The 19,619-nt window shown below is 69.0% G+C and carries 19 protein-coding genes and 2 pseudogenes; 11 read left to right on the top strand and 10 right to left on the bottom strand.

The features are described from left to right. Nucleotides 1-181 precede the first annotated feature (181 nt). Nucleotides 182-1,213, top strand: coding sequence for a hypothetical protein (locus ABZ898_RS23865; RefSeq protein ID WP_361662377.1), 1,032 nt, complete (start codon nucleotides 182-184; stop codon nucleotides 1,211-1,213). Nucleotides 1,214-1,317: 104 nt separating this feature from the next. Here ABZ898_RS23865 and ABZ898_RS23860 read toward each other — a convergent pair whose 3' ends face one another. Further along, nucleotides 1,318-1,908 (bottom strand): TetR/AcrR family transcriptional regulator, encoded by a 591-nt coding sequence (locus tag ABZ898_RS23860; RefSeq protein ID WP_361662374.1) that lies wholly within the window; start codon nucleotides 1,906-1,908, stop codon nucleotides 1,318-1,320. A 61-nt stretch (nucleotides 1,909-1,969) separates the two neighbouring features. Here ABZ898_RS23860 and ABZ898_RS23855 point away from each other — a divergent pair, with 61 nt between their 5' ends. Together ABZ898_RS23855 and ABZ898_RS23850 are read left to right on the top strand one after the other, a co-directional pair. Next, nucleotides 1,970-2,827 (top strand): alpha/beta hydrolase, encoded by an 858-nt coding sequence (locus tag ABZ898_RS23855; protein WP_361662636.1) that lies wholly within the window; start codon nucleotides 1,970-1,972, stop codon nucleotides 2,825-2,827. Nucleotides 2,828-3,188: 361 nt separating this feature from the next. Further along, a complete protein-coding gene (locus ABZ898_RS23850; protein ID WP_361662633.1) occupies nucleotides 3,189-5,489 on the top strand; it encodes a SpoIIE family protein phosphatase in 2,301 nt (766 codons plus the stop codon). A gap of 99 nt (nucleotides 5,490-5,588) precedes the next feature. Here the strand turns inward: ABZ898_RS23850 and ABZ898_RS23845 are convergent, their stop codons facing one another. Both ABZ898_RS23845 and ABZ898_RS23840 read right to left on the bottom strand, forming a co-directional pair. Further along, a complete protein-coding gene (locus ABZ898_RS23845) occupies nucleotides 5,589-6,821 on the bottom strand; it encodes a low temperature requirement protein A (RefSeq protein WP_361662630.1) in 1,233 nt (410 codons plus the stop codon). Between the two features lie 378 nt (nucleotides 6,822-7,199). Then, a complete protein-coding gene (locus ABZ898_RS23840) occupies nucleotides 7,200-8,222 on the bottom strand; it encodes an alcohol dehydrogenase catalytic domain-containing protein (RefSeq protein WP_361662371.1) in 1,023 nt (340 codons plus the stop codon). Between the two features lie 365 nt (nucleotides 8,223-8,587). Here ABZ898_RS23840 and ABZ898_RS23835 point away from each other — a divergent pair, with 365 nt between their 5' ends. Then, nucleotides 8,588-9,193, top strand: coding sequence for a TetR family transcriptional regulator (locus tag ABZ898_RS23835; protein ID WP_361662368.1), 606 nt, complete (start codon nucleotides 8,588-8,590; stop codon nucleotides 9,191-9,193). A 72-nt stretch (nucleotides 9,194-9,265) separates the two neighbouring features. Beyond that, complete coding sequence (locus tag ABZ898_RS23830; protein WP_361662365.1) at nucleotides 9,266-9,787, top strand: hypothetical protein; 522 nt, start codon at nucleotides 9,266-9,268, stop codon at nucleotides 9,785-9,787. A gap of 96 nt (nucleotides 9,788-9,883) precedes the next feature. Here the strand turns inward: ABZ898_RS23830 and ABZ898_RS23825 are convergent, their stop codons facing one another. From ABZ898_RS23825 to ABZ898_RS23815, 3 genes are all read right to left on the bottom strand, one after another. Next, the gene (locus ABZ898_RS23825) at nucleotides 9,884-10,336 is read right to left on the bottom strand and encodes a nuclear transport factor 2 family protein (RefSeq protein WP_361662362.1); all 453 of its coding nucleotides are present in this window, start codon (nucleotides 10,334-10,336) and stop codon (nucleotides 9,884-9,886) included. Between the two features lie 72 nt (nucleotides 10,337-10,408). Beyond that, on the bottom strand, nucleotides 10,409-10,690 hold the full coding sequence (locus ABZ898_RS23820; RefSeq protein ID WP_361662359.1) for an aldo/keto reductase: 282 nt from the start codon (nucleotides 10,688-10,690) through the stop codon (nucleotides 10,409-10,411). A 113-nt stretch (nucleotides 10,691-10,803) separates the two neighbouring features. Next, nucleotides 10,804-11,565, bottom strand: a complete 762-nt coding sequence (locus ABZ898_RS23815; protein WP_361662356.1) for a maleylpyruvate isomerase family mycothiol-dependent enzyme — start codon at nucleotides 11,563-11,565, stop codon at nucleotides 10,804-10,806. Between the two features lie 220 nt (nucleotides 11,566-11,785). On the opposite strand from ABZ898_RS23815, the pseudogene ABZ898_RS23810 reads away from it, so the two are divergent. Both ABZ898_RS23810 and ABZ898_RS23805 read left to right on the top strand, forming a co-directional pair. Then, nucleotides 11,786-12,063 (top strand): annotated as a pseudogene (locus ABZ898_RS23810) (hypothetical protein); the annotation flags it as partial. After that, complete coding sequence (locus tag ABZ898_RS23805; protein WP_361662353.1) at nucleotides 12,064-12,372, top strand: hypothetical protein; 309 nt, start codon at nucleotides 12,064-12,066, stop codon at nucleotides 12,370-12,372. 225 nt (nucleotides 12,373-12,597) lie between these two features. Here the strand turns inward: ABZ898_RS23805 and ABZ898_RS23800 are convergent, their stop codons facing one another. Beyond that, nucleotides 12,598-13,395 (bottom strand): alpha/beta hydrolase, encoded by a 798-nt coding sequence (locus tag ABZ898_RS23800; RefSeq protein ID WP_361662350.1) that lies wholly within the window; start codon nucleotides 13,393-13,395, stop codon nucleotides 12,598-12,600. 44 nt (nucleotides 13,396-13,439) lie between these two features. Then, nucleotides 13,440-14,105, bottom strand: a complete 666-nt coding sequence (locus tag ABZ898_RS23795; RefSeq protein ID WP_361662347.1) for a DUF4097 family beta strand repeat-containing protein — start codon at nucleotides 14,103-14,105, stop codon at nucleotides 13,440-13,442. A 237-nt stretch (nucleotides 14,106-14,342) separates the two neighbouring features. Here ABZ898_RS23795 and ABZ898_RS23790 point away from each other — a divergent pair, with 237 nt between their 5' ends. Both ABZ898_RS23790 and ABZ898_RS23785 read left to right on the top strand, forming a co-directional pair. Beyond that, a complete protein-coding gene (locus ABZ898_RS23790; protein WP_361662344.1) occupies nucleotides 14,343-15,065 on the top strand; it encodes a helix-turn-helix domain-containing protein in 723 nt (240 codons plus the stop codon). A gap of 395 nt (nucleotides 15,066-15,460) precedes the next feature. Continuing rightward, nucleotides 15,461-16,141: a histone-like nucleoid-structuring protein Lsr2 gene (locus ABZ898_RS23785; RefSeq protein ID WP_361662341.1), complete on the top strand. Its 681-nt coding sequence runs from the start codon at nucleotides 15,461-15,463 to the stop codon at nucleotides 16,139-16,141. A 209-nt stretch (nucleotides 16,142-16,350) separates the two neighbouring features. On the opposite strand, the pseudogene ABZ898_RS23780 reads toward ABZ898_RS23785, so the two are convergent. Further along, a pseudogene (locus tag ABZ898_RS23780) lies at nucleotides 16,351-16,895 on the bottom strand (SMI1/KNR4 family protein). On the opposite strand from ABZ898_RS23780, the gene ABZ898_RS23775 reads away from it, so the two are divergent. Next, entirely contained in the window at nucleotides 16,788-17,216 is a 429-nt protein-coding gene (locus tag ABZ898_RS23775) for a hypothetical protein (protein WP_361662663.1), read from the top strand. The pseudogene ABZ898_RS23780 and the gene ABZ898_RS23775 sit on opposite strands and share 108 nt — an antisense overlap. Nucleotides 17,217-17,601: 385 nt before the next feature. On the opposite strand, the gene ABZ898_RS23770 is transcribed toward ABZ898_RS23775, so the two are convergent. Beyond that, nucleotides 17,602-18,588 carry an alpha/beta hydrolase gene (locus ABZ898_RS23770; protein WP_361662338.1) on the bottom strand — a complete coding sequence of 329 codons (987 nt, stop codon included), beginning with the start codon at nucleotides 18,586-18,588 and terminating at the stop codon, nucleotides 17,602-17,604. A 141-nt stretch (nucleotides 18,589-18,729) separates the two neighbouring features. Between ABZ898_RS23770 and ABZ898_RS23765 the strand changes: the two genes are divergently transcribed. Continuing rightward, nucleotides 18,730-19,362: an XRE family transcriptional regulator gene (locus tag ABZ898_RS23765; protein WP_361662335.1), complete on the top strand. Its 633-nt coding sequence runs from the start codon at nucleotides 18,730-18,732 to the stop codon at nucleotides 19,360-19,362. Nucleotides 19,363-19,619 lie beyond the last annotated feature (257 nt).

The raw sequence follows: 19,619 nt of genomic DNA, 5'->3' as shown, positions 1-19,619 counted from the left end.
CCGGATTCTCGTCGCTCACCCACCCGCCACGCAGCTCGCGGACACCCTGATCAGCCAGCCGGCGTCGTGCCGCCTCCACGGCCCGCGTCTCCATTCGGGCAGTATGGCAAGCCGCGCCGGAGTCGAGGACAAGGTCAGGCATCGTGATCAAGTTCCGGTGGAGTAAGGGCAGGGGTGTGCTGTGAAGGACTGGCGGACCGATCCGACGTTCGCGATGTGCCGGGAGTTGGCGGACGGGGCGGACCTGGCCTCGTTCTCGGGCGGCCCGTTCGACGTCCGGGCGGTGGTGGCCGGCATCCTGTCGGAATCCTGGCAGGGCCTGGACCTCGATGCGGCCCCTTGGGGCAACTTCCCTCACGGACGTGACGTACGGGACGCCGTGCACCTCCTGCGCGCTGACGGCGGACCCGGCAAGGACGCGACGGATGTGCTGTGGGGCCTGTGCGCCAACGACAGCCGGGCCGCCGCCGCCCTCGCCGTACCGTTCCTCATCCCCCTGGCCATCGACGCGCACCACCCGTATCGCACCGCCGCCCTCACCATGCTCTCCGGCCCCGCCCGCGCCCGTCACCATGGCGTCGCCTCCCGTGAGGAGTTCCTCCTCCATCGCAACGATCCCCGGCGGCACGCCCCCAACACCCACGACGACTACGGCTACGAAGTGACCGGGTACCCGGCCGGCTGGTCGGTGGCCGCCGCCCGAGCCGCGATCACCAGAGCAACCCCCGTACTCCTGCCCCTCCTCGCAGACTCCGCCCCCGCCATCCGCGTCGATGCCGCCTACGTCCTGGCCACCGTCACCGACCCCGACCACTCCATCCGCACCGCCCTGGCCGACAGACTCGGAGCCGAAAGCGACGCCATCGTCCGCGCCGCCCTGCTCCTGGCCACCGCCGAGATCACCCGGGCCCACCCGCACGCGCCGACCGTCACCTGGCTGCGCGACCGTTGGTACGACCGGACCGAAGCCTCCGAAGCACGCCTGGCGGCAGCGGTCGGCTGGCTCTGCCTCACCGACCAGGCCGCACCCGAGGAACTCCACTGGACCGTCGACACCCTCGCCGACGAGGAACGTGCACAAGCCATGGACGCCCTTCCGTGGATGAACGCCGCCTCCGGCACCACCGAACCAGGATTTTTGCGCTGCAGACGCCGCATGCTCCATCCAGAAGAACCCGACCCGGAAACGGCGTTCTGGGACTCCCTGTTCTGAGAGACCGGGTGGCCGGCCTCGTTCTCTGCCGGATCCCGGCCGGTGTGGGCGAGAGCCTGAACTGGAAGAGGACACGCACAGGGGGCCTTCCTCGCTGTCCGGAATCAGTCCTCGCCGCCCTGAGCGACTGCCGTGCGCAACAGTTCGGCCATCGATCGGCCGGCCACCCGCAGCGGTTCCGGATCACGGGCAGCCCGGCTGAGCATGAAAGCCCCCTCCAACATCATGACCATCGAGTACGCGAGGGACTGCGCCGTCTTCGGTTCGGCCACCCAGCGGCCGAACCACCCCGTTGCGGCGCCCACCCACTCCTCGAACACCTCCGCCGTAGCGACCCGCAACACCTCATTGCTGCTCGCGACTTCCAGGGCTACGGTCCCGATCGGGCATGCGTCGGCATAGTCGGCCCCCGCCAGGTCGTCCGCGGCCGCGTCGAATGCGTTCACGAGGGACTCCGCGGGATCCGGCACGCTGTCCAGCAGAGCCAGGACCATACGCCCGTACTCGGCTCCAGACGTCCGGATCATGTCCTCGGCCAGTTGCTGCTTGCCGCCGGGGAAGAAGTGGTAGATCGAGCCGAAGGGTGCGTCCGCCTCTGCCGCGATCCGCTTCAGGCCGGTGGCCGAGTAGCCGTGCCGACGGAACAGTACAGCGGCGGCGCCCCGAATCCTGGCTCGCGTGTCCGACTTTCCCATTGCCTCCCACCCCTCACTCATCGAGAATTAGAGTAGAACGATCTATCAAGTGGGGGTAGAGGTGCCGAGGATCGAGCTGTCGTCCGGACCGATCGACTACCAGGACACCGGCGGTGAAGGGCCTGTGCTGGTGTTCGGCCACGGTCTTCCGATGAACGAGACCCAGTGGCGCAAAGTGGTCCCACTCCTGGACGGATACCGCTGCGTCCTGCCCACGCTGCCCCTGGGCGGTCACCGTCAGCCGATGAACCGAGACGCCGACCTGTCCCAGCGCGGCGTCGCCCGACTCCTGGGCGAGTTCATCGAGGAACTCGGCCTCGACCAGGTGACCCTCGTCCTCAATGACTGGGGCGGGGGCCAGTTCCTCGTGTCGGAAGGTCAGGGCCGGCACATCGCGCGCCTGGTGCTGGTGGCCTGCGAGGCCTTCGACAACTTTCCTCCGGGGCCCGCCAAGGCCATGGCGCAGGTGTGCAGGGTTCCCGGCGGCGTGTGGCTCCTGACGCGGCTCATGCGCGTTCCCGCCTTCCGGCATGTCCGGGGCGGATACGGAGGGATGAGCCTGCGTGGCATCCCCGACGAGATCATGGACGACTGGTTCGCTCCCGCCACCCGCAGCAGGGCCATCCGCCGGGACTTCGCCAAATTCGCCACCGGGGCACCCGGACGCAAGACCCTGCTCGCCTGGAGCGAGCGACTGCGTACCTTCGACCGCCCGGTACTCGTCGTCTGGGCGACCGAGGACCGGTTGATGCCGCGTGAGCACGGCCCCCGGCTGGCCGAGCTGTATCCGCAGGGCCGACTGGTCGAGATCGCCGACTCGTCCACCCTCATCCCCGAGGACCAACCCGAACGACTCGCCCAAGTACTCACCGACTTCCTGATCCAGACCGGAGCAGAGCCGGTCCGACACGCCTCCTGAGCGCGGGGGCGGCAGGCGGATCCGACAGCCACTTTGTCTGGTGCAGGGCGCCGCACCCGGCAGGGGCGTGGACGCGGACGGAACGTGCCGGTCACGAGCTGTGGCGATTGCTGCGCGTGACGTAGTCGCGCAGCCGCACGAAGCGGACGGGGTGGCGAGCGACATCGGCGGGCGTCGGTCAAGCCCCCGGCGGCCAGGCCAACGCCAGGCTGCCCGAGCGGAGCGGGGTCAGCCACGCGAGACTGAATAGAGCACCGAATCGGATGACGAGTGATGCGAAAGCGGCCGCGCGATGAACCGATCGGCAGATGACAAGCGTCCTCCGGACGGAACGGGCCATGCGGCAGAACAGCGGGCTTTCCTGCTGATCGACACCGCGGGCACCGTTGTCGGCTGGAGTGCTGCAGCCGAGGAACTGCTCGGGTACCCGGCAGAACTGGTCGTGGGCCGGCCTCTCACGCAGTTGCTCGGTGACGACCGGGCCGCCGCCGGTGATGCGGTTTTCCGGCACCGGGACGGTGGCCTCGTCGGCTGCCGCATCCGGTTGCGCCGTGAGCAGGCGCAGCCGGAGGGCGCGTGGGTGAAGGTCGAACTACTGCCGGGCGGAGAGGACACGTCCGCGGTCGACAAGGCCCTCCTGGACGCCCTGTTCAACCGCTCCCCGATCGGGCTGTGCCTGCTTGATCCGGAGCTTCGCCTGACACGGTTCAACGCCGCGGCCGACGGAATGCAGGGCATCAGCGCGACCCACGGACTGGGACAGCGGCCCACAGAGGCGTGGCCCACGTTCAGCGCCAAGCATGCCGAAGAAGTGCTGACCACCGTGCTGGAGACAGGTGAACCCGTCCTCGGCTTCGAGAAGACCGGTCGACCACCCGGTGACCCCGACACCGAGCACACCTACTCAGCGGCGGCGTTCCGGCTGGAGGACGAGGACGGCCGCGTCCTGGGAGTCGCGGACACCGTCGTCGATGTCACCGACCGCCACCGCGCCCAGGAGAGGCTGGCCCTGACCGCGGAAGCCGGATCCCGGATCGGGACGACGCTGGACGTGCTGCGCACCGCCAACGAATTCGCGGAGATGGTCGTGCCCCGGCTGGCCGACAGCGTGACCGTGGACCTTCTGGAGCCGGTTCTCACCGGGCAGGACATGCCCCAGCCCCCTGGACAGTCCGGGGGGTCCCTGCGGCGCGCCGCTTCACGGTGCAGGCGAAGCGATGCCGAGCCCGGCGTCTACGCGGCCGACGAGCCCGGCGACTTTCCGGGCGCCGCACCAGCCGCCCAGGCGCTCATCGACCACCAGCCACGCCTGATACGTGAGATCGACCAGGACGACGACGGTGCATGGGTACGTGATGAGCCCGCTCGTGGTGGGCGGATGCGCAAGGACAAGATTCGCTCGCTCATGGTGGTCCCGCTCGTCGTACGGGACTGCGCACTCGGGCTGGTGACCCTCTACCGCTGGTCTCCTGGCCGGCCCTTCGACGAGGAGGACCTCGCCCTGGCGCAGGACCTGACGGTACGCGCCGCCATCGCCCTGGACAACGCACGCCTGCACATGCGTGAGCACAACGCGGTGCTCACGCTGCAGCGCGGCCTGCTACCGCGCGACCTGCCCGCTCCCGGTGCGGTGGAGGCGGGGCATCACATGGTGCTTTCCGGGGCGGGCGGCGACTGGACGGATGTCATCGCCCTTCCCGGAGCCCGTGTCGCGCTCGTGGTGGGCCGTACACCGGGCCGTGGCATGGGCACCGCAGCCACCATGGGCAGACTGCGCACAGCCGTACAGACACTCGCGGCCCTGGACCTCGCACCGGACGAGGTCATGGCCCGGCTCGACGACCAGGTCCGGCAGATGGACGAGGAGTGCGTGGATCAGGCGGCCGCCAGCCCCGTCGGCACCACCTGCCTGTACCTGGTGTACGACCCGGTGACCCGCCGGTGCACCCTGGCGGCGGCCGGGCACACCGGTCTGGCCGTCCTCCGCCCGGACGGCACCGTGACGTTCCCGGAGCTTCCACCGGCCGAACCTCTGGGCCGGCCGGGCCCGCCGTTCGCAAGAGTCGAGCGGCACCTCCCGCAGGGCAGCCGTCTGGCGCTCTTCACACCAGGACTGCTGCAGGCCTTCGACGACGACACCGGACGCGCCGCACTCGCGCGGCTGCTCGCCACCTCCACCGAATCCGTCCAGAGCGCGAGCATGACGCTCACCGAGCAACTGGTACCGGCCGATCCACCGCAGGACGCGGCAGTCCTGATCGCCCGAACCCGGACCCTGGACCCCGCGTCGGTCGGCGAGTGGGAGCTGCCCTCGGACCCGGCGGCCGTCGCCACCGCCCGCTCCCTCGCCACCCGGCAGCTCGACGCCTGGGGTCTGACAGAGGAGCTGTTCGCCACGGAACTCATCGTCAGCGAACTGGTCACCAACGCCATCCGTTACGCCCAGCCGCCGGTACACCTGCGCCTCATCAACGACCGCCGGCTCACCTGCGAAGTCTCCGACGGAAGCAGCTCGGCCCCCCACCTGCGCCACGCCCGCACCACCGATGAGGGCGGCCGCGGTCTCCTCCTGGTCTCGCAGCTGGCCGAGCGATGGGGCGCCCGGTACGAGAACGTGGGCAAGACCATCTGGGCGGAGCAGCCCCTCGGTGCCGCGGCGTAACGGGAACCCCTTCCCGGAGAGCGCGTGAAGTACAGGACCGTGTCCGGCGGTGCCACGGCCGAGGGTCCGAGGTGAGTGCCCTGATGGAACCGCGTGGGTTCAGCTTGTGCCCTCGTGCCCGGAGCGCAGGTCGTCCAGCATCCGGCGCTGGTGGCGGTAGCCGATCGTCTCGTACCCGATCACGGTGACGTAGGGGGCGAGCATGACCACGAGCAGACACACCGCTACGGAGACCCCCGCGGCCGACAGCAGTGCCGCCACGGCGAGCACGACGAGGGTGAGAGCGATGAGCAGGAGGTGGAAGGGGTCGATCGCCGACAGCAGCAGGGTGTGCAGCAGGTAGACCATGAGCAGGTAGAGGCCGGTCGGGAGGGCCAGGGACAGCACGACGGCGGTGGGGCCGAGGTGTGCGTGGTGCTCCATGTAGAGGCCGGCCACGTGGAGTCCTGCGCCGACGCCCGCGATGGCGGTGAACAGGGGGATGTGCCCGTAGCCGAAGAGGTATCCGCGCTTGCGGCGGTGGACGAGGATGTCGCCGAAGGGGGTGGAGAAGTAGGTCCACCACATCCCGAAGGTCAGTCCGACACCGGCGACGATGACGGCGATGGCGTTTCCGGTCCACTGCGTGCCGTCCGGGCCGCCGAGGAGGTCGCCGGAGGAGGCTGCGGTGCCGACGACGCTCTCGCCGAGCACGATGATCGCGAACAGGCCGTAGCGCTCGGCGACATGGTGCGGGTGCCAGGGCGTGCTGCCGGGGCCGCCCTGGGCGAGCACCGGGAGCAGCAGCTCCAGCGTTCCGATCACGACGACGCACACGATCACCGCCACGAGCGGCAGATCGGCGAAGCCGATCACGGTCCAGCCGATCTGGGCGACCAGGGTCCACAGGATGTTCGCCCGGGCCACCTTGGCGAACGCGGGGGACTGCCGGGACACGCGCCACCACTGGAGCACCATGGCGACGCGCATCACGATGTAGCCGCTCACCATCACCCGCAGTTCCAGGTGGCTGCCTTCCTCGACGGAGCGGAACATCGCGGGGATGCCGAGCGCGAAGACGACGACCCCGATCATCTGCACCATCGTCAGTGCCCGGTAGAGCCAGTCGTCCGTGCCGAACGCGGAGGCGAACCAGCTGAAGCTGATCCAGGCGACGCTGATCGCGAACATGGCGAGGAGGAACGCGACGACGGCCTGCGCCGCATGCCCGCCCGCGAGCAGCTCCGCGTAGTGGGAGGCCGCGGTGCCGACCGCGACGACGAACGTCAGGTCGAACAGCAGCTCCAGCGGTGTCGCGACCCGGTGTGCCTCTCCGGGATCGCGTCCGGTCATCGGAATGAGCCGGTGCGCGAGCCTGCCTCTACCGGTACCGCCGGTACTGCCGGTGCTTCGGGATTCGCTCATGCGCATCATGTTCCCCCTGAGGAGACGGTGGACGTCTCAGCCTGCGATCGGGCGCGTACAAAAGAGCGGCGGCCGCGAGCGGTGGCGGAGGCTGGGCGGCGGGAACGTGCAGGCTGCGGGAGAGCTCAAGCGGTGAGCCGAGTTCGGCGGTGACCGCCTGGGCCATGCCCTCGGCGCGGCGGGCGTACTCGGCGCCGACGGCTCCGAAGAAGGAGTGTGAGGGCGCGCCGAGGTGCCGGACGGCATCAGCCGCCCCACCCGGCACCCCGGCCCGCGCGTCGGCGGGCCGGGCAGGCAGGCGCCGGGTCAGGCGCCGTGCGGGAGAAACACGCCGCGGAATCGCATCTTGCCCGAGGAGAGCCGGTCGTACGCCTCGGTGGCCTGGTCGAGGGAGAAGGTCTCGGTGATCGGCTTGACCTTGCCCTGGCCGGCGAGGTCGACGACCTCGGACAGGTAGTGCTGGCCGCCGTGCGTGGAGCCGATGACCTTCTGGCGCATCATGTGGAACGGGATGCCCTCGGAGGAGATGGAGAACGGCCGGGAGAAATCCAGACCGCTCAGGACGACACGGCCGCCGGGCCGCAGGCCGGTCATCGCCTCCTCCGCCGCCTCGAAGGCGTTGGTGGTGACGATCAGGACGTCAGCCCCGCCCAGTTCGTGCAGCTCCTGGCCGTTGGCGACGACGTGGTCGGCGCCCAGCTCGACGGCCAGGTCGTGCTTGTCGGGGGAGTGCGTGACCGCGATGGTCTCGAAGCCCGACGCCTTGGCAAGCTGCAGGGCCACGTGCCCCAGCCCGCCGATGCCCACGATGGCGATCCTCTCGTGCGGCTGCGGCTCGGCATCCCGCAGAGCGCTCCACGTGGTGTAACCCGCGCACATCATCGGCGCCGCGTCCTCGTAGGCCAGACCGTCGGGCAGCAGCACCGTTCCCTCGGCCGAGATCGCGATGTACTCGGCGTGCCCGCCCTGGGCGGCGAAGCCGGTGGTCCGCGGCGCGACGCAGTTCATCGCGGTCTGGCCGGTCAGCGGCAGGTTCTGGCGGCAGTAGTCGCAGCGGCCGCACGCCGACTGCACCCACGTCGTACCGACCCGGTCACCGACCTGACGGGTGTGCACGCCCGCACCCACTTCGACGACCTCACCGACGACCTCGTGGCCCGGGGTCTGCGGGTAGATGTCCCCGCCGTAGCCCTGCGTGGCCCACACGTCGGTGAAACACATGCCCGAAGCACGAACCTTCACCAGTACCTGACCGGGCTCGGGCACCGGGGTGGGGACCTCCTGGACCTCCCACGGCTGGTTCGCACCGGTCATCACAACAGCCTTCATGATCTCGCTCCTAGCTTGCGGGGGGAAACGGCGCGGAAGCGGCCTATCGCAGGATCCGCGCTCGGATCGGAGGACTCGAGACCCCGACCACCGCAGGTAACCACCTGGATAGATACACCGTAACGCCGGGCGGCCGGACTATCAATAACCAGATAGTTACCTCGATGCCGCGAAGAGACACTAACCCGGGACCGCGGCCCGGTCCGGCGTCGGGCGAGGCCGGACGCCGTACCCTCACCCGGGCGGCTCATGGCGCGCCGCCCTCACCCCTGCCGCCGGCCCGCGCGCAGCCGCCCCCGCTGGTCCGGTGCCCGCATGGTGAACCTCACTATCCGTGTAGTTACCAAACGGACTACTCTCTACTCATGCCGCCGGACGCCACTGCCACCAAAAAGCGCCTGCTCGAAGCCGCGTACAACGAGTTCGCCCAGTTCGGGCTGGCGGGTGGCCGCGTGGACCGCATCGCCGAGGCCGCCAAGGCGAACAAGCGCCTGATCTACGTCCACTTCGGCAACAAGAACGACCTCTTCGACCTCGTGGTCGCCAACAGCCTGGCGGACCTGGCCGAGGCTGTCCCGTTCACCGCCGACGACCTCCCCGGCTACGCGGGCAACCTCTTCGACTACCTCCTGGAACATCCCCAGGTACTGCGCCTGACCGGCTGGGCCCAACTGGAACGCCCCGACGCTTCTCCGGCCCAGGTAGACGCCTACCACCCCAAGATCGGCGCCATCTCCAGCGCCCAGCAGCAGGGAATCGTCACCAAGACGGTCACCCCCGCCGACATCCTTGCCCTCCTGCTCGGACTGACGACCGCATGGGCCAACGCCTCGCCCGCCCTGCGATCACTGGCAGACCAACCGCCATGGGATCCGGAACGCCTGCAGATCCACCGCGCCGCGATGATCGCCGCGGTGCAGGCACTCACCACGCTGCCGCCGTCACGGTGGATCGGACATCGCACCAGCTGAAACGGGCGCTGCCGAGTCCTGGCGTACGTTCGAACCCGTGACGCGCATCCTGAAATCCCGGTTGGTGGCCCGATGAGCGGCTGGTGGCTCTACTTGGAGGAACGGACTCGCCGTGAGGTCGATGCCGACGTGCTGCGCGACCGTCGGCTGGCGGCGGTCAGGTCCGTCTGGGAAGCGCTGCGACCCCTGGAGGTCGGCCTGCACGAAGCCGAGCGGGTGGTCCACGCCCGATACGAAGCTCTCGGCGACCGCGTACAGCGCACGCCGCCCGATCCGCTGGACCTCCCCTCGCTCGCAGCCCGGGCCGCAGCTCTTCCCGGCCGCGTGGCAGCGGTGGAGGCGCTCTGGGACGGCGATACGGTCCACGACTGGTTCGTGCTCCTGGTGGCAGTCCTTGACGCCCCGGAGGGGGAGGGGCACCTGGCGACCGTCTACCACCGATCTGACAGCCCTCCTCCTGCCGTTACTGCCGCCGAGGCCGGCCGGGCGCTGGCCGGCCACCTCCAGGTGCCCTTCCACTTCGCGTCACCGGACGTTCCGGATGACGACGCCCCACGCTGGAGGCCGATCCAACGGCTGATGGAAGGGCCGTGACTGAAGACATGAACAGAGCGCGGAGACCCCAAGGAGGCCGGACTGCACAGGGCCGCCCGTTCTCATGGGTGCGGGCGTGGTCGCCGTGTGTGGCGGTCAGGGGGTCAGGAGTAGCTGGCCGAAGTGGAGGTTGAGGTCCTGGATGCGCCAGCCGTCCGGCGTGCGGACGTAGCGCAGATCCTCGCTCTGGTGCACCTCGTTGGGCTTGCCGCCGCCTGCGACGGCGACCCACAGGAGCCAGTTGCCGGTGGCGCTGTCGCCGTCGACGTCGATGATCGGGTTGGTGAAGCTGTGCATGGCGAAGCTGCCGCCCGCGGTCGCCTCGCCCAGCATGGCCACGATGGCGTCGATGCCCTCGGCCTTCACACCCATCGCGGCGCTCTCCCAGACGGCGTCCGAGGTGAAGACGCTCGGCAGCTTGTCGAACGCGACCTCTTTGCCGATCCAGCCCTTGTTGACGTAGTCGGAGTAGGTGGCGGTCAGTTTCTTGATCTCCTCGATGTCCTCCAGCCGCTGTACGCGCTGTTCGAGGGTGAGGTTCTCGGCCATGGCAACTCCTGGTTCGGGTGCGGTCGTGCGGTCGTGCGGTCGTGAGGTCGGGTGCGAAGCGCGAAGGGGTGCTCAGATCCAGGCGGGTGCGTGGCCGTCGCCGATACGGGGTCCGTGGCCGCCGTGGGGGAGGATCTCGCGGATGCGTGACAGGTCGGCGTCGGTGAGGCGGAGGCCGGCGGCCGCGATGTTCTCCCGGACACGCTTCGGGTTCCGGCTGCCGGGGATGGGCGCGATGTGCCCGTTCTGCGCGAGCAGCCAGGCCAGCGCGAGCTGGGAGGTGGTGGCGCCCTTCGCGGCGGCGAGTTCGGTCAGCTGCTGAACCGCCGTCGCGTTCTTCTTTTTCCCCGCCAACCCCGACAGCACCGCCGCCCACGCTGCTGGCCCGGAGCCTGCGTAACCGGACGCAAGCGCGCTGAGAACGAACGTGAGCGCCGCCGCGCGCGTCAGTTAGCGGCAGTGGCTGGCTACTCCTCGGGCTCCCAGGCGATCAGATGCTCGAACACCTGCTGGTCGCCCTCGATCTTCAGGTCGTCCATCGTGAGGCGGCCCCAGACGAAGAGGAGCAGCTGCTCGGCCGTGCCTGTGACCGAAGCGGAGGCGGGAGCGGCATTGCCCGTGAGGGGGGCGGGCCAGGCGCCGGTGTCGTCCAGCACGAGGAGCCAGGAGCGGCCTTCGGCGGCATGGTAGTGAATGGTGGCGGGCTCGTGCGGCCAGGCCGCCGGGGTGGAGTTGCACGTGTCGAGGAACTCGGCCACGCCGTCGATCGCGACGTCCGTCGGCATCGGCTGCACGGCGCCTGCGGCGAGCTGGGCGTCGTAGGTGTGCACCAGCACCTCGTGCACCCGGCGCCGGGCAACGCCCCAGGCAGTCGCAGGCGACACGCCGGCGCTCCACCACGTCCAGCACGCGCGCTCCGGGCCGGCTTCGCGCAGTGCGCTCAGGAGCAGCTCGTTAGAGTCGGCGTACCAGGCCAGCAGCGCCTCGAGCTCGCGTGGCGCCTGCGCGGCGTCCTTGGTCGGCGGAGCCACCGCCGGCCCCGCGGCGACGATCGCGGCCCACCATCGCTGGCCCGTGCCCAGATGCTGCACCAGATCGAACAACGTCCACTCGGGGCAGGACGAAACCGGCACGTCAAGGCTGGGCGCGGCGGCAACCGCACTACGGAAGGCGGCCGACTGCTCGTCGATCAGCTGCAGCAGGGCGGAAAACTCGAGACGGTCTGTCACATGGCCTACTTATCAACGCGGCTCGGCCGACCGCACCCTATTTTTAGGCAGACGAGGCCCTACGCGGCCAGCAGCCACGGCGCTTCAGAAGCGGCAGGCATGGGCACCTTCTCCAGCGCGGCCAACGGCTTCATCACCAGCAGGCGCCCGTCCTGAACGATCGCGGCAGTCACCACGACCAAGCCCTCCTCCCGGTGAAGCCTCGACTCGCCCCCGGTCACAGACTCTTCGCGAGCTCGGCGTCAGCCTGAGGGACGAGGGCGATCGGCTCCGCGTGCTCGCACGCGTGGATCCGCTTCACCCAGCATCCTGCGAAGCCACGGGTGATCGTACTGGCTCGACACGTTCAATATCGCTTACGGCCCTGTCCGCCGGGACGTCTTTCTGTTGGAGCCAACCGTGATCGTCGACGAGTACGGCCCAACGTTGCCGGTCAGAGCACTAGGGTGTCGTCAAAACATCTTGCCCGGGTGGTCTGGACCCCTGGATGATGTGTAGGTGGGACATCTTCCTGTCGACGTGCGTGCTTCGCTTCGGTTCTTCGCCTTCTACTTGGCGAACGGCACCATCGACGTCGACTTGCTCGACGGTTTTGACTACCGGCCGGCTCTCTTCCAGTTCGGTTCGTCGTTGGAGCAGGTCTTCGCGATCTATGGCAACGTGCTGGAGGTCGACGCAGACGGCCAGGTGCTGAACGACGGGGACGCGCAGTACCGTGCCGCACAGTGGATTCGCCGCCTCTGCGACCCGGCGTACGAGGTAGAGCCGCCGTTCCAGGACTGGGAGACCGAACTTCACGGCCCGTGAATGAGCGGGCAGTGCTGGCGTGGACATCACGCCCTGTCAAGAGTGACGCCGAGGGTGACAGTAGTCGCCTGGCAGGACCCGCGGTCTTGTCGTATCGAATGGCAATGTCTCTCCGCCGCTCGTCGTCGCAGTGCGCTGCCGAGGCAAGGGGACCGTCGAAGCGGCGGTGCGCGCCCCGTGCACGTCTCCTTCTCGTCGGAAGTTGCCCGCCGTGTGGACGGTCCGTCAGCGGGTGGCGACCTCGCGTACGGCTGCCGCGATGGCCGTGAAGTCCTTCTTGAGCAGCGCGCCGTGGTTGCTGCTGACCTTTGCGGCGATCCGGATGTTCGGGTTGCGCGCGGTCACCGCGTCGAGGCCGGCGCGGATGCGTTCCTGCTCGTCACCGCGGCTCCCGAACGACGTACCGGAGGCGACCACGTACCGCACCGGGACGGTGATGCCGTCCAGCACCGGGCCCAGCTCGCTTTCGCGGGAGAGCCTGCCGAGCTCGATGTTGCTCTCCGCCTGCTGTTCGGCGGTCATCCGTGGGGCCAGGCCGGTCGGGCGAAGGAGGGGCAGGAACCAGCTCAGTCTGCGGAAGAGCCTGCGGATTCTCTGTTCCATCGCCTCGTCCAGCCAGTCGTAGGGGAAGGCGCCGTCGACGAGGACCGCGCCGAGGGCGCGTTCCGGGTTCCGGTCGGTCCAGTGCGCCCCGACGACGGCTCCGTACGACCAGGCCACCACCAGCGCCCGGTCCACCCCTCTGGCCGCGAGAACGGCGTCGACGTCCCGGACGGCCGCCGCGAAGGAGTAGTCCGCCGAGCGCTTCGATCTTCCGCGGGCCCGCTCGTCGTAGGTGATGTGCCGGTACTGCGTGCCCAGTTCGGCGATGACCCGCTTCCAGTACCCCTGGGTGGCGAACTGGCCGTTGAGGTAGACCACCGGGATGCCAGGACCGCCGGTGTCGGTGACGGCCAGGGCCGTGTCCTCGACCGGCACCATGCCGGTCCATGTCGAACCGTTCGCGGAAGTGCTGTTCTTCATCGTCTGTTTCCCCCTGGTCGCTGGTGGGGCCGGGCTCTGATTTGTCAGAGGCTGCGGGCGCTGATGTCGCCCCTGGAGGTGGTGGCGCTGATCCGGAGGGTGGTGGTGCCGTCGTTCTTGAGGGCGTTGCTGACGCGGCCGTAGCCGGTGGCGGCGTCCAGCGCTGCCGAGACTCCGGCCGCGGCGCCGACCGAGATGTCACCGGCCTCGGTGCGGAGCACGACGGTGCCGCGCTGGGCCTCGGAGACACGGATGGCACCCCGCGTGGTGGTGATCTCCGCGGCGCCGCCCAGACGGCCGACCTCGATGTCACCGTCGATCGCGGTGAGGCGCACTTCGGCGGCCTCGTCGATCTTGATGTGGCGGTAGGCGCCCTCGAAGGTGACGTCTCCCAGGCGTCCGACGACGCGGAGTTCGGCAGCGTCGGCCTTGCCCTCGACGCGGGAGCCGACCGGAAGCTGCACGGTCACCTCCAGGGATCCGGAGGCACCGGAGAACCTGTTGTCCGGCGTCGGGGCCGTGATCCGCAGGACACCGTCGTCACAGGTGACGGAGGTCTGCTCCGCGGCCTTGACGTCCCGGCTCTTGGCGGGGTCGGTGGGCAGGACCTCGACGGTGGTGTCGGCACGGCCGGCCGCGATGAACCGGACCCGCCCGGCGGGGATCACCAGGACGGCGGAGACCGGGGTCGGGGTGCTGAATGTCCGCATCGTTCTCCCCCGAGCGTTCGTGGTTTCTGACATCGAAAACGCTACGTTGCGTTTTATAGTCAGGCAACAAACTTGCCGTGAAGAGATTCACTACGTGCAGCTCATGGCCAATATTTTGTTGCAATGGCCCTGATCCTAATGCAACGGAATCCTGACCCTCATTGCAATGAGTTGAAGGTGAACGCTACTGTGGCACTCAAGGACCGACCCGCGCGAAAGATCACCGAGGAGACGGTTGTGCCGGGAGGCAGACTTACGCACCAGGAGCGCCAGCAGATCGTGCTGGGGCTGGCCGATAACCTCTCGTACGCGGAGATCGCCCGCCGGCTCGACCGTCCGACCTCGACGGTCACCCGTGAGGTGATGCGCAACGGAGGCCCGAACGCCTACCGTGCCGACCTGGCCCACCGCGCCACCGAACGCCGTGCCCGCCGCCGCGGGTCTCCCGCCTCGCCCGGTCCGCAGGCAGCCCCGCGCGAGCAGGGACAAGACACCGAGGCCATGGCGCAGTACGAGGAGACGTTCGCCGCCGTCCTCATGGCCTCGGGTCTCACCAGGATGTCGGCGCGCGTGCTCACATGCCTGTTCACCACCGACACGGGCAGCCTCACCGCGTCCCGGCTCGCGCAGCGCCTCCAGGTCAGCCCGGCGTCCATCTCCAAGGCCATCGCCTTCCTGGAGAGCCAGAGCCTCGTCCGCCGAGAGCGCGACGAAGGACGCCGCGACCGCTACGTCGTCGACGACGAACTCTTCTACCAGGCGACGATCGCCAGCGCCCGCGCCAACGACCGGCTCGTCGAGACGGCCCGCCAGGGTGTCGCCGTCCTCGGCCCCAACACCCCCGCCGCCGCCCGCCTGGAGAACATCGCCCGCTTCCTCGACTTCATCAGCGAGAGCATCATCCGCGCCGCCGAACAGGCCCGTGAAGTCCTCCACACAGAACCGCAAGCGCCCGCATAGGTGAAGAGGGTACCGAGTGCACCGCACTGGGAGATCGAGAACCGGCTGCGCCGGATCCGCGACGTCACCTTCAACGAAGACCGCTCCCAGATCCGCACCGGCCAGACGTCCTGCGGGATGGCCGGTCCGCGTAACCCCGCGATCACCTTCCTCCGCCGCGACGACCGCGCGCACCCCGCTGCCGCCCTACGTCAACACACCCGGGAACCAACCGTCCCGCGTTCCATGGCGTTCAGCTGGCCATACTTGAACAGCAACGGACACCGCCGTTCGGGAGTCGTCCGGGTTGGTAAAGCGACAGGGACGGTCTCGGCGATGTTCGTGATCGAGGCGTCGAGTGTGGCGAGGTTACTGCTGCCGCCTCCGCGCGCCGCCCTTGATCACGGAGGAGACCGATGACTTCTCTTGCCGCGCTGACCGCGTTGTGCATGCCTCCTGCCGTCGTTCCCCCTGCCCCTGACTGGTCACAGATCGAAGACACGCTGGGAATGCCCCTGCCGCAGGACTACAAGGACCTCATCACCACCTACGGGCCGGGCCAGTTCGGCGGCTTCATCACCCTCTGCCAGCCGTATGTCCCTAGCGAATGGGCCGATCTGACCGGCCCCATGCCAGCGCGTCTGCGTCAGCAGATCGAGGAGGTCCGGCAGGCTGCCCGAGATCCCTGGCAACTTCCGCAGTCTCCCGAGAACCTGTTCGCCATGGGGGTCACGGGCAACGGGGACTACCTCTTCTGGGTCACCCAGCCCGCCGACAGCCCGGACCGGTGGATCGTCGCCGTCAACGAGGCCCTGCGCGCAAGCTGGTTCGCCTACAACGGCTCCGTGACCGAGTTCCTCGTCAGCGTCCTCAGCGGGACCACGAGCGTCCCCATGTTCCCCGCAGACCTCCTCGACCATACTCCCGCCTTCATCCCGTCGACGCTCGAAAGCAGCACACCCGCCGCAGCCGCCCGGACATCCGTCAGCACACGCGCCATCCGCGCCTGGGCCAACGCGAACGGATACGACCTGCCCGAACGCGGACGCATCCCGAGCGAAATCATCGACGCGTGGAAGCGGGAGAATCCCAGCTGACTCACATCGGCCACCCTGCCTGCCGTAACCACCACGCCCTCGACGCCTCAATCAGTCGGACGCAAACGTGACTCCAGCCCCACAGCGACCATGGCGTCACCACAGATGCCGCCCAAACCCACACGCATGCCGCCCCCGCCACCACGCATCCCCTTCCCAACATCGCCCACTTGGTTCTGGTTCACATTCCGTGCAGCTGTTACGGAGAGTCAGATCCTCGGGGCCATGCGATGCTGGTTGGGGTGGGCGCGAAGCTGGGGTGAGGTGAGTTCCAGGGCCCGATTGTCGCGTCCGGCGCTCATATGGTTGAGCCAGCGTTCGTACCAGTCGAGGAAGTCGTCGGCGGAGGAGACGTTGGGACCCCAGTAGCCGTCCCCGTTACCGATGAGGACGCGACCGGTGAGGGGACCGTCACCGCGATGACGCATACGTCGGCGCAGCCCATTTCGATGACGTGGAGGAAGAGGTCGCGTCCGTGAGCCTCAGCTCCCGTGCCACTGAAGCCGCGAGGTGCACCTGGCTCCCCAGGCGGATTCATACAGAGCAGGGAACACCGCTCCAGCGGGATGAGGCCGTAGAACGGCGCCGCGCCTGAGCTGCCGATGTGTGTGAGGAACTGCCGGTAGGCGTCGGGCAGGACGATGTCGTGCTCGGTCTCGAATGCTGCGATGCGTGCTTCCGCCAGCTTCGGACCGAGGCGAAATTCGTGTTGCTCTTCACCGAAGGAGTGGCTGCGGAGTGGTTGGAACGGGATCGCGGCCAGCTTGCGACGCAGGCGGGGTATGCGGGGATCCATGGTGCGTCTTCTCTCGTCGCCCTCACCCTATGTGTGCCTGTGGTCAGCTGGCCACAAGTACTCTCTTACGCAGAGTGCGAAGCCGGCGCGGCCGAACATCTGGCGCTTGAGGTCCTGGCGCAGGCCGCGCTGAACCTGTACTTCCAGGAACGCGGCGCCTGCGCCCTGCGCCTAGCGGGAACTCACCGGCATCGGCTACATCGCCGCCCGGTTCTGACCAGCACCAAAGGGCTCGTGTGCCGCGCGTGGGTGAGCCGAAGCACGGTAGTTGTCACCTAGGCAGGTTTGTTGTCACCCGCGTAGTGGAGTACGCGCGCGTTCCGGGGAAGTGCTGACAGCCTGACACTCGCGTCTCACCAGGTCGATGAGGGTTGCGGTGCGCCTTGATCCCTCGTGTGGAATCGCTGCTCCACCTCCTGGTCTGTCTGGAGACTGCGGTCGACCCGATCACCCGGCCATCAGCATCGCCACCCTGAGCGGAGCCCCTCCCCGCGGGCTCACGTTGAGCGGCCTGAGACAAGATCGCATCCTCGGGAAGCGGTCGAAAGCGCCGACCTGCTCAGGCTGATGCGGCTGTTCGGCATCACCGAGCAGACCGCCATGCGCTACGTCACCGCCGTCCACTCCGAACGAACCGTCAAGCTGCCCAGGTAGCCCGACTGGTTCAGCCCTGGAGGGTGGCGAGCCAGTCGGTCAGCAGGCGGTTGACCTCGTCGGGGCGCTCCTGCTGGATCCAGTGGCCGCAGCCGTCCAGGAGGTGGGAGGCCGACAGGCCGGGGAGGGTGGTGGGGTAGGTGTCGATGGCGTCGGACATCCAGGTGGTGGAGGCGTCCAGGGCGCCGCCGATGAAGAGGGATGGCTGCTTGATCGGGGCTCCGCGGTGCGGGGCGAGGTCTTCCCAGTCTCGGTCCATGTTGCGGTAGCGGTTGAGCGCGCCGGTGATCCCTGTGCGCTCGAACTCCCCGGCGTAGACATCGAGGTCGTCCTCGGTCATCCAGGCCGGGAGGACCCCCGTGGGGAAGCGGTCGCGCAGTCGGCCGCCGCGGGCGACGAAGTGCGGGTCGGGCTCTCCCTGGGCGGGCATGGTGTCGGCGGACAGGGTCGCGTAGAAGCCCGCGAGCCAGCCCCGGACGTCGGGCTCGATCTCTGCCTCGGCGCGGCCGGGCTCCTGGAAGTAGGAGACGTAGAACTCCTGCTCGGGGCCGCCGATCTGACCGAAGATGTCGGTGGGGCGGGGGCCTCCGGGCGGCGCGTAGGGGACGCTGAGCAGGCCGACGGCGCGGAAGACCTCAGGGTGGAGCAGGGCGGAGGCGGCGGCGATGTTGGAGCCCCAGTCGTGGCCGACGACCACCGCTTTCTCCTCACCGAGGGCGCGCACGACGGCGACGTTGTCCGCCACCAGGTCGAGCATCCGGTAGGCGTCGGTAGCCTCCGGCTTGGAGGAGCGGCCGTAGCCGCGCACGTCGATCGCCACTGTCCGGTGGCCGGCCGCGGCGAGGGCCGGGAGCTGGCGGCGCCAGGAGTACCAGGACTCGGGAAAGCCGTGCACGAGCAGGACCAGCGGGCCGGTGCCCTGCTCGACCAGGTGCAGGCGCCCGGCCGGGGCCTCGACGGTGCGGTGGCGGAGCTCGGCGGTCGGCTCGGGCTGCATGGGCTTCTCCTCGGATCGCGGGCGCAGGCGGCTACTCATCGATCATGCGGCGCGGCACCCACCCGACGCGATCAGCCTTGCCATTCTGGCAAACTCGCAGGACAGAGCGGTGGAGCGGCAAGGCAAGGAGGAGCGGGCGAGGTGGCAGTCGACGACGTGGACGGCACGCTGGCTGCGATGGGGTCCCGATTGCGGGCCGCGCGCGAGCGGCGTGGCTTGACGCTCGTCGGTGTCAGCTGTGCGACCGGCATCTCGACCAGCACGCTGTCGCGGATCGAGACCGGCCGGCGCAAGCCCACCCTGGAGGCGGTGCTGCATCTTTCGAAGGAGTACGGCGTCTCCCTGGACGAGCTGGCCGGCACCGCACCCGCCCCCGCGGCCGAGCCGCGCGCTACGGCGCCGCTGAGCTTCGGCGACGACAAGGTGGTGCTGCCGTTGACCCGCTACGTCGGCGGCCTGCACGCCCACAAGCACGTCCTGCCCGCCCTCAAGGACCCGCCGGCGCGGCCCCGTCAGGTCTCCCACGACGGCCACGAGTGGCTGTGCGTCCTGTACGGGCGGCTGTGGCTCGCACTGGGCAACCAAGACCTCATCCTGACCCCCGGGGACGTCGCCGAGTTCGACACCCGCATCCCGCACGGGGTGGCGAACGCCAGCCCCGGCGGCCCCGTCGAGTATTTGATCATCTTCGGACCGCAGGGCGAGCGCCTACGGCCGCGCACCACCCCTTCAGCGGCTGGTTGCGGGACCGGTGACAGAAAGGCTGCTGAATGAGCAACTCCGGTCTCAGGTCCACAGCCGCATGATGTCCGTGCGTGCCGACACGCCCGAGCCAAGCCCATGAGGCGCTGCCAGTTCTCATCCACATTCCCGGGCGCCTCGATCAGGAACGGCTGCCAGGCCCCGTCGACATGCGCTCTCCGTTCTCACCTGCGAAGCCAGCCAGCCGTAGGTGGAAGGTTCCGGCCAGGCCGTCGGTGCCGGACTCGGTGACATGGACGACGCGGGGGCTGTTGCCGTAGCGCAGCCAG

It is taken from the genome of Streptomyces sp. NPDC046860 (assembly GCF_040645115.1).
GTDB lineage: Bacteria > Actinomycetota > Actinomycetes > Streptomycetales > Streptomycetaceae > Streptomyces.
Note: the sequence above shows the minus strand (reverse complement) of the source record. Positions and strands in the feature narration are given on the sequence as shown.

Coding starts and splice junctions, on each gene's coding strand:
- ABZ898_RS23800 (WP_361662350.1), bottom strand. CDS start 13,395: ATGAAGAACAGCACTTCCGCGAACGGTTCGACATGGACCGGCATGGTG.
- ABZ898_RS23860 (WP_361662374.1), bottom strand. CDS start 1,908: ATGGGAAAGTCGGACACGCGAGCCAGGATTCGGGGCGCCGCCGCTGTA.
- ABZ898_RS23830 (WP_361662365.1), top strand. CDS start 9,266: ATGAGCGGCTGGTGGCTCTACTTGGAGGAACGGACTCGCCGTGAGGTC.
- ABZ898_RS23795 (WP_361662347.1), bottom strand. CDS start 14,105: ATGCGGACATTCAGCACCCCGACCCCGGTCTCCGCCGTCCTGGTGATC.
- ABZ898_RS23840 (WP_361662371.1), bottom strand. CDS start 8,222: ATGAAGGCTGTTGTGATGACCGGTGCGAACCAGCCGTGGGAGGTCCAG.
- ABZ898_RS23835 (WP_361662368.1), top strand. CDS start 8,588: ATGCCGCCGGACGCCACTGCCACCAAAAAGCGCCTGCTCGAAGCCGCG.
- ABZ898_RS23770 (WP_361662338.1), bottom strand. CDS start 18,588: ATGCAGCCCGAGCCGACCGCCGAGCTCCGCCACCGCACCGTCGAGGCC.
- ABZ898_RS23825 (WP_361662362.1), bottom strand. CDS start 10,336: ATGGCCGAGAACCTCACCCTCGAACAGCGCGTACAGCGGCTGGAGGAC.
- ABZ898_RS23845 (WP_361662630.1), bottom strand. CDS start 6,821: ATGACCGGACGCGATCCCGGAGAGGCACACCGGGTCGCGACACCGCTG.
- ABZ898_RS23785 (WP_361662341.1), top strand. CDS start 15,461: ATGACTTCTCTTGCCGCGCTGACCGCGTTGTGCATGCCTCCTGCCGTC.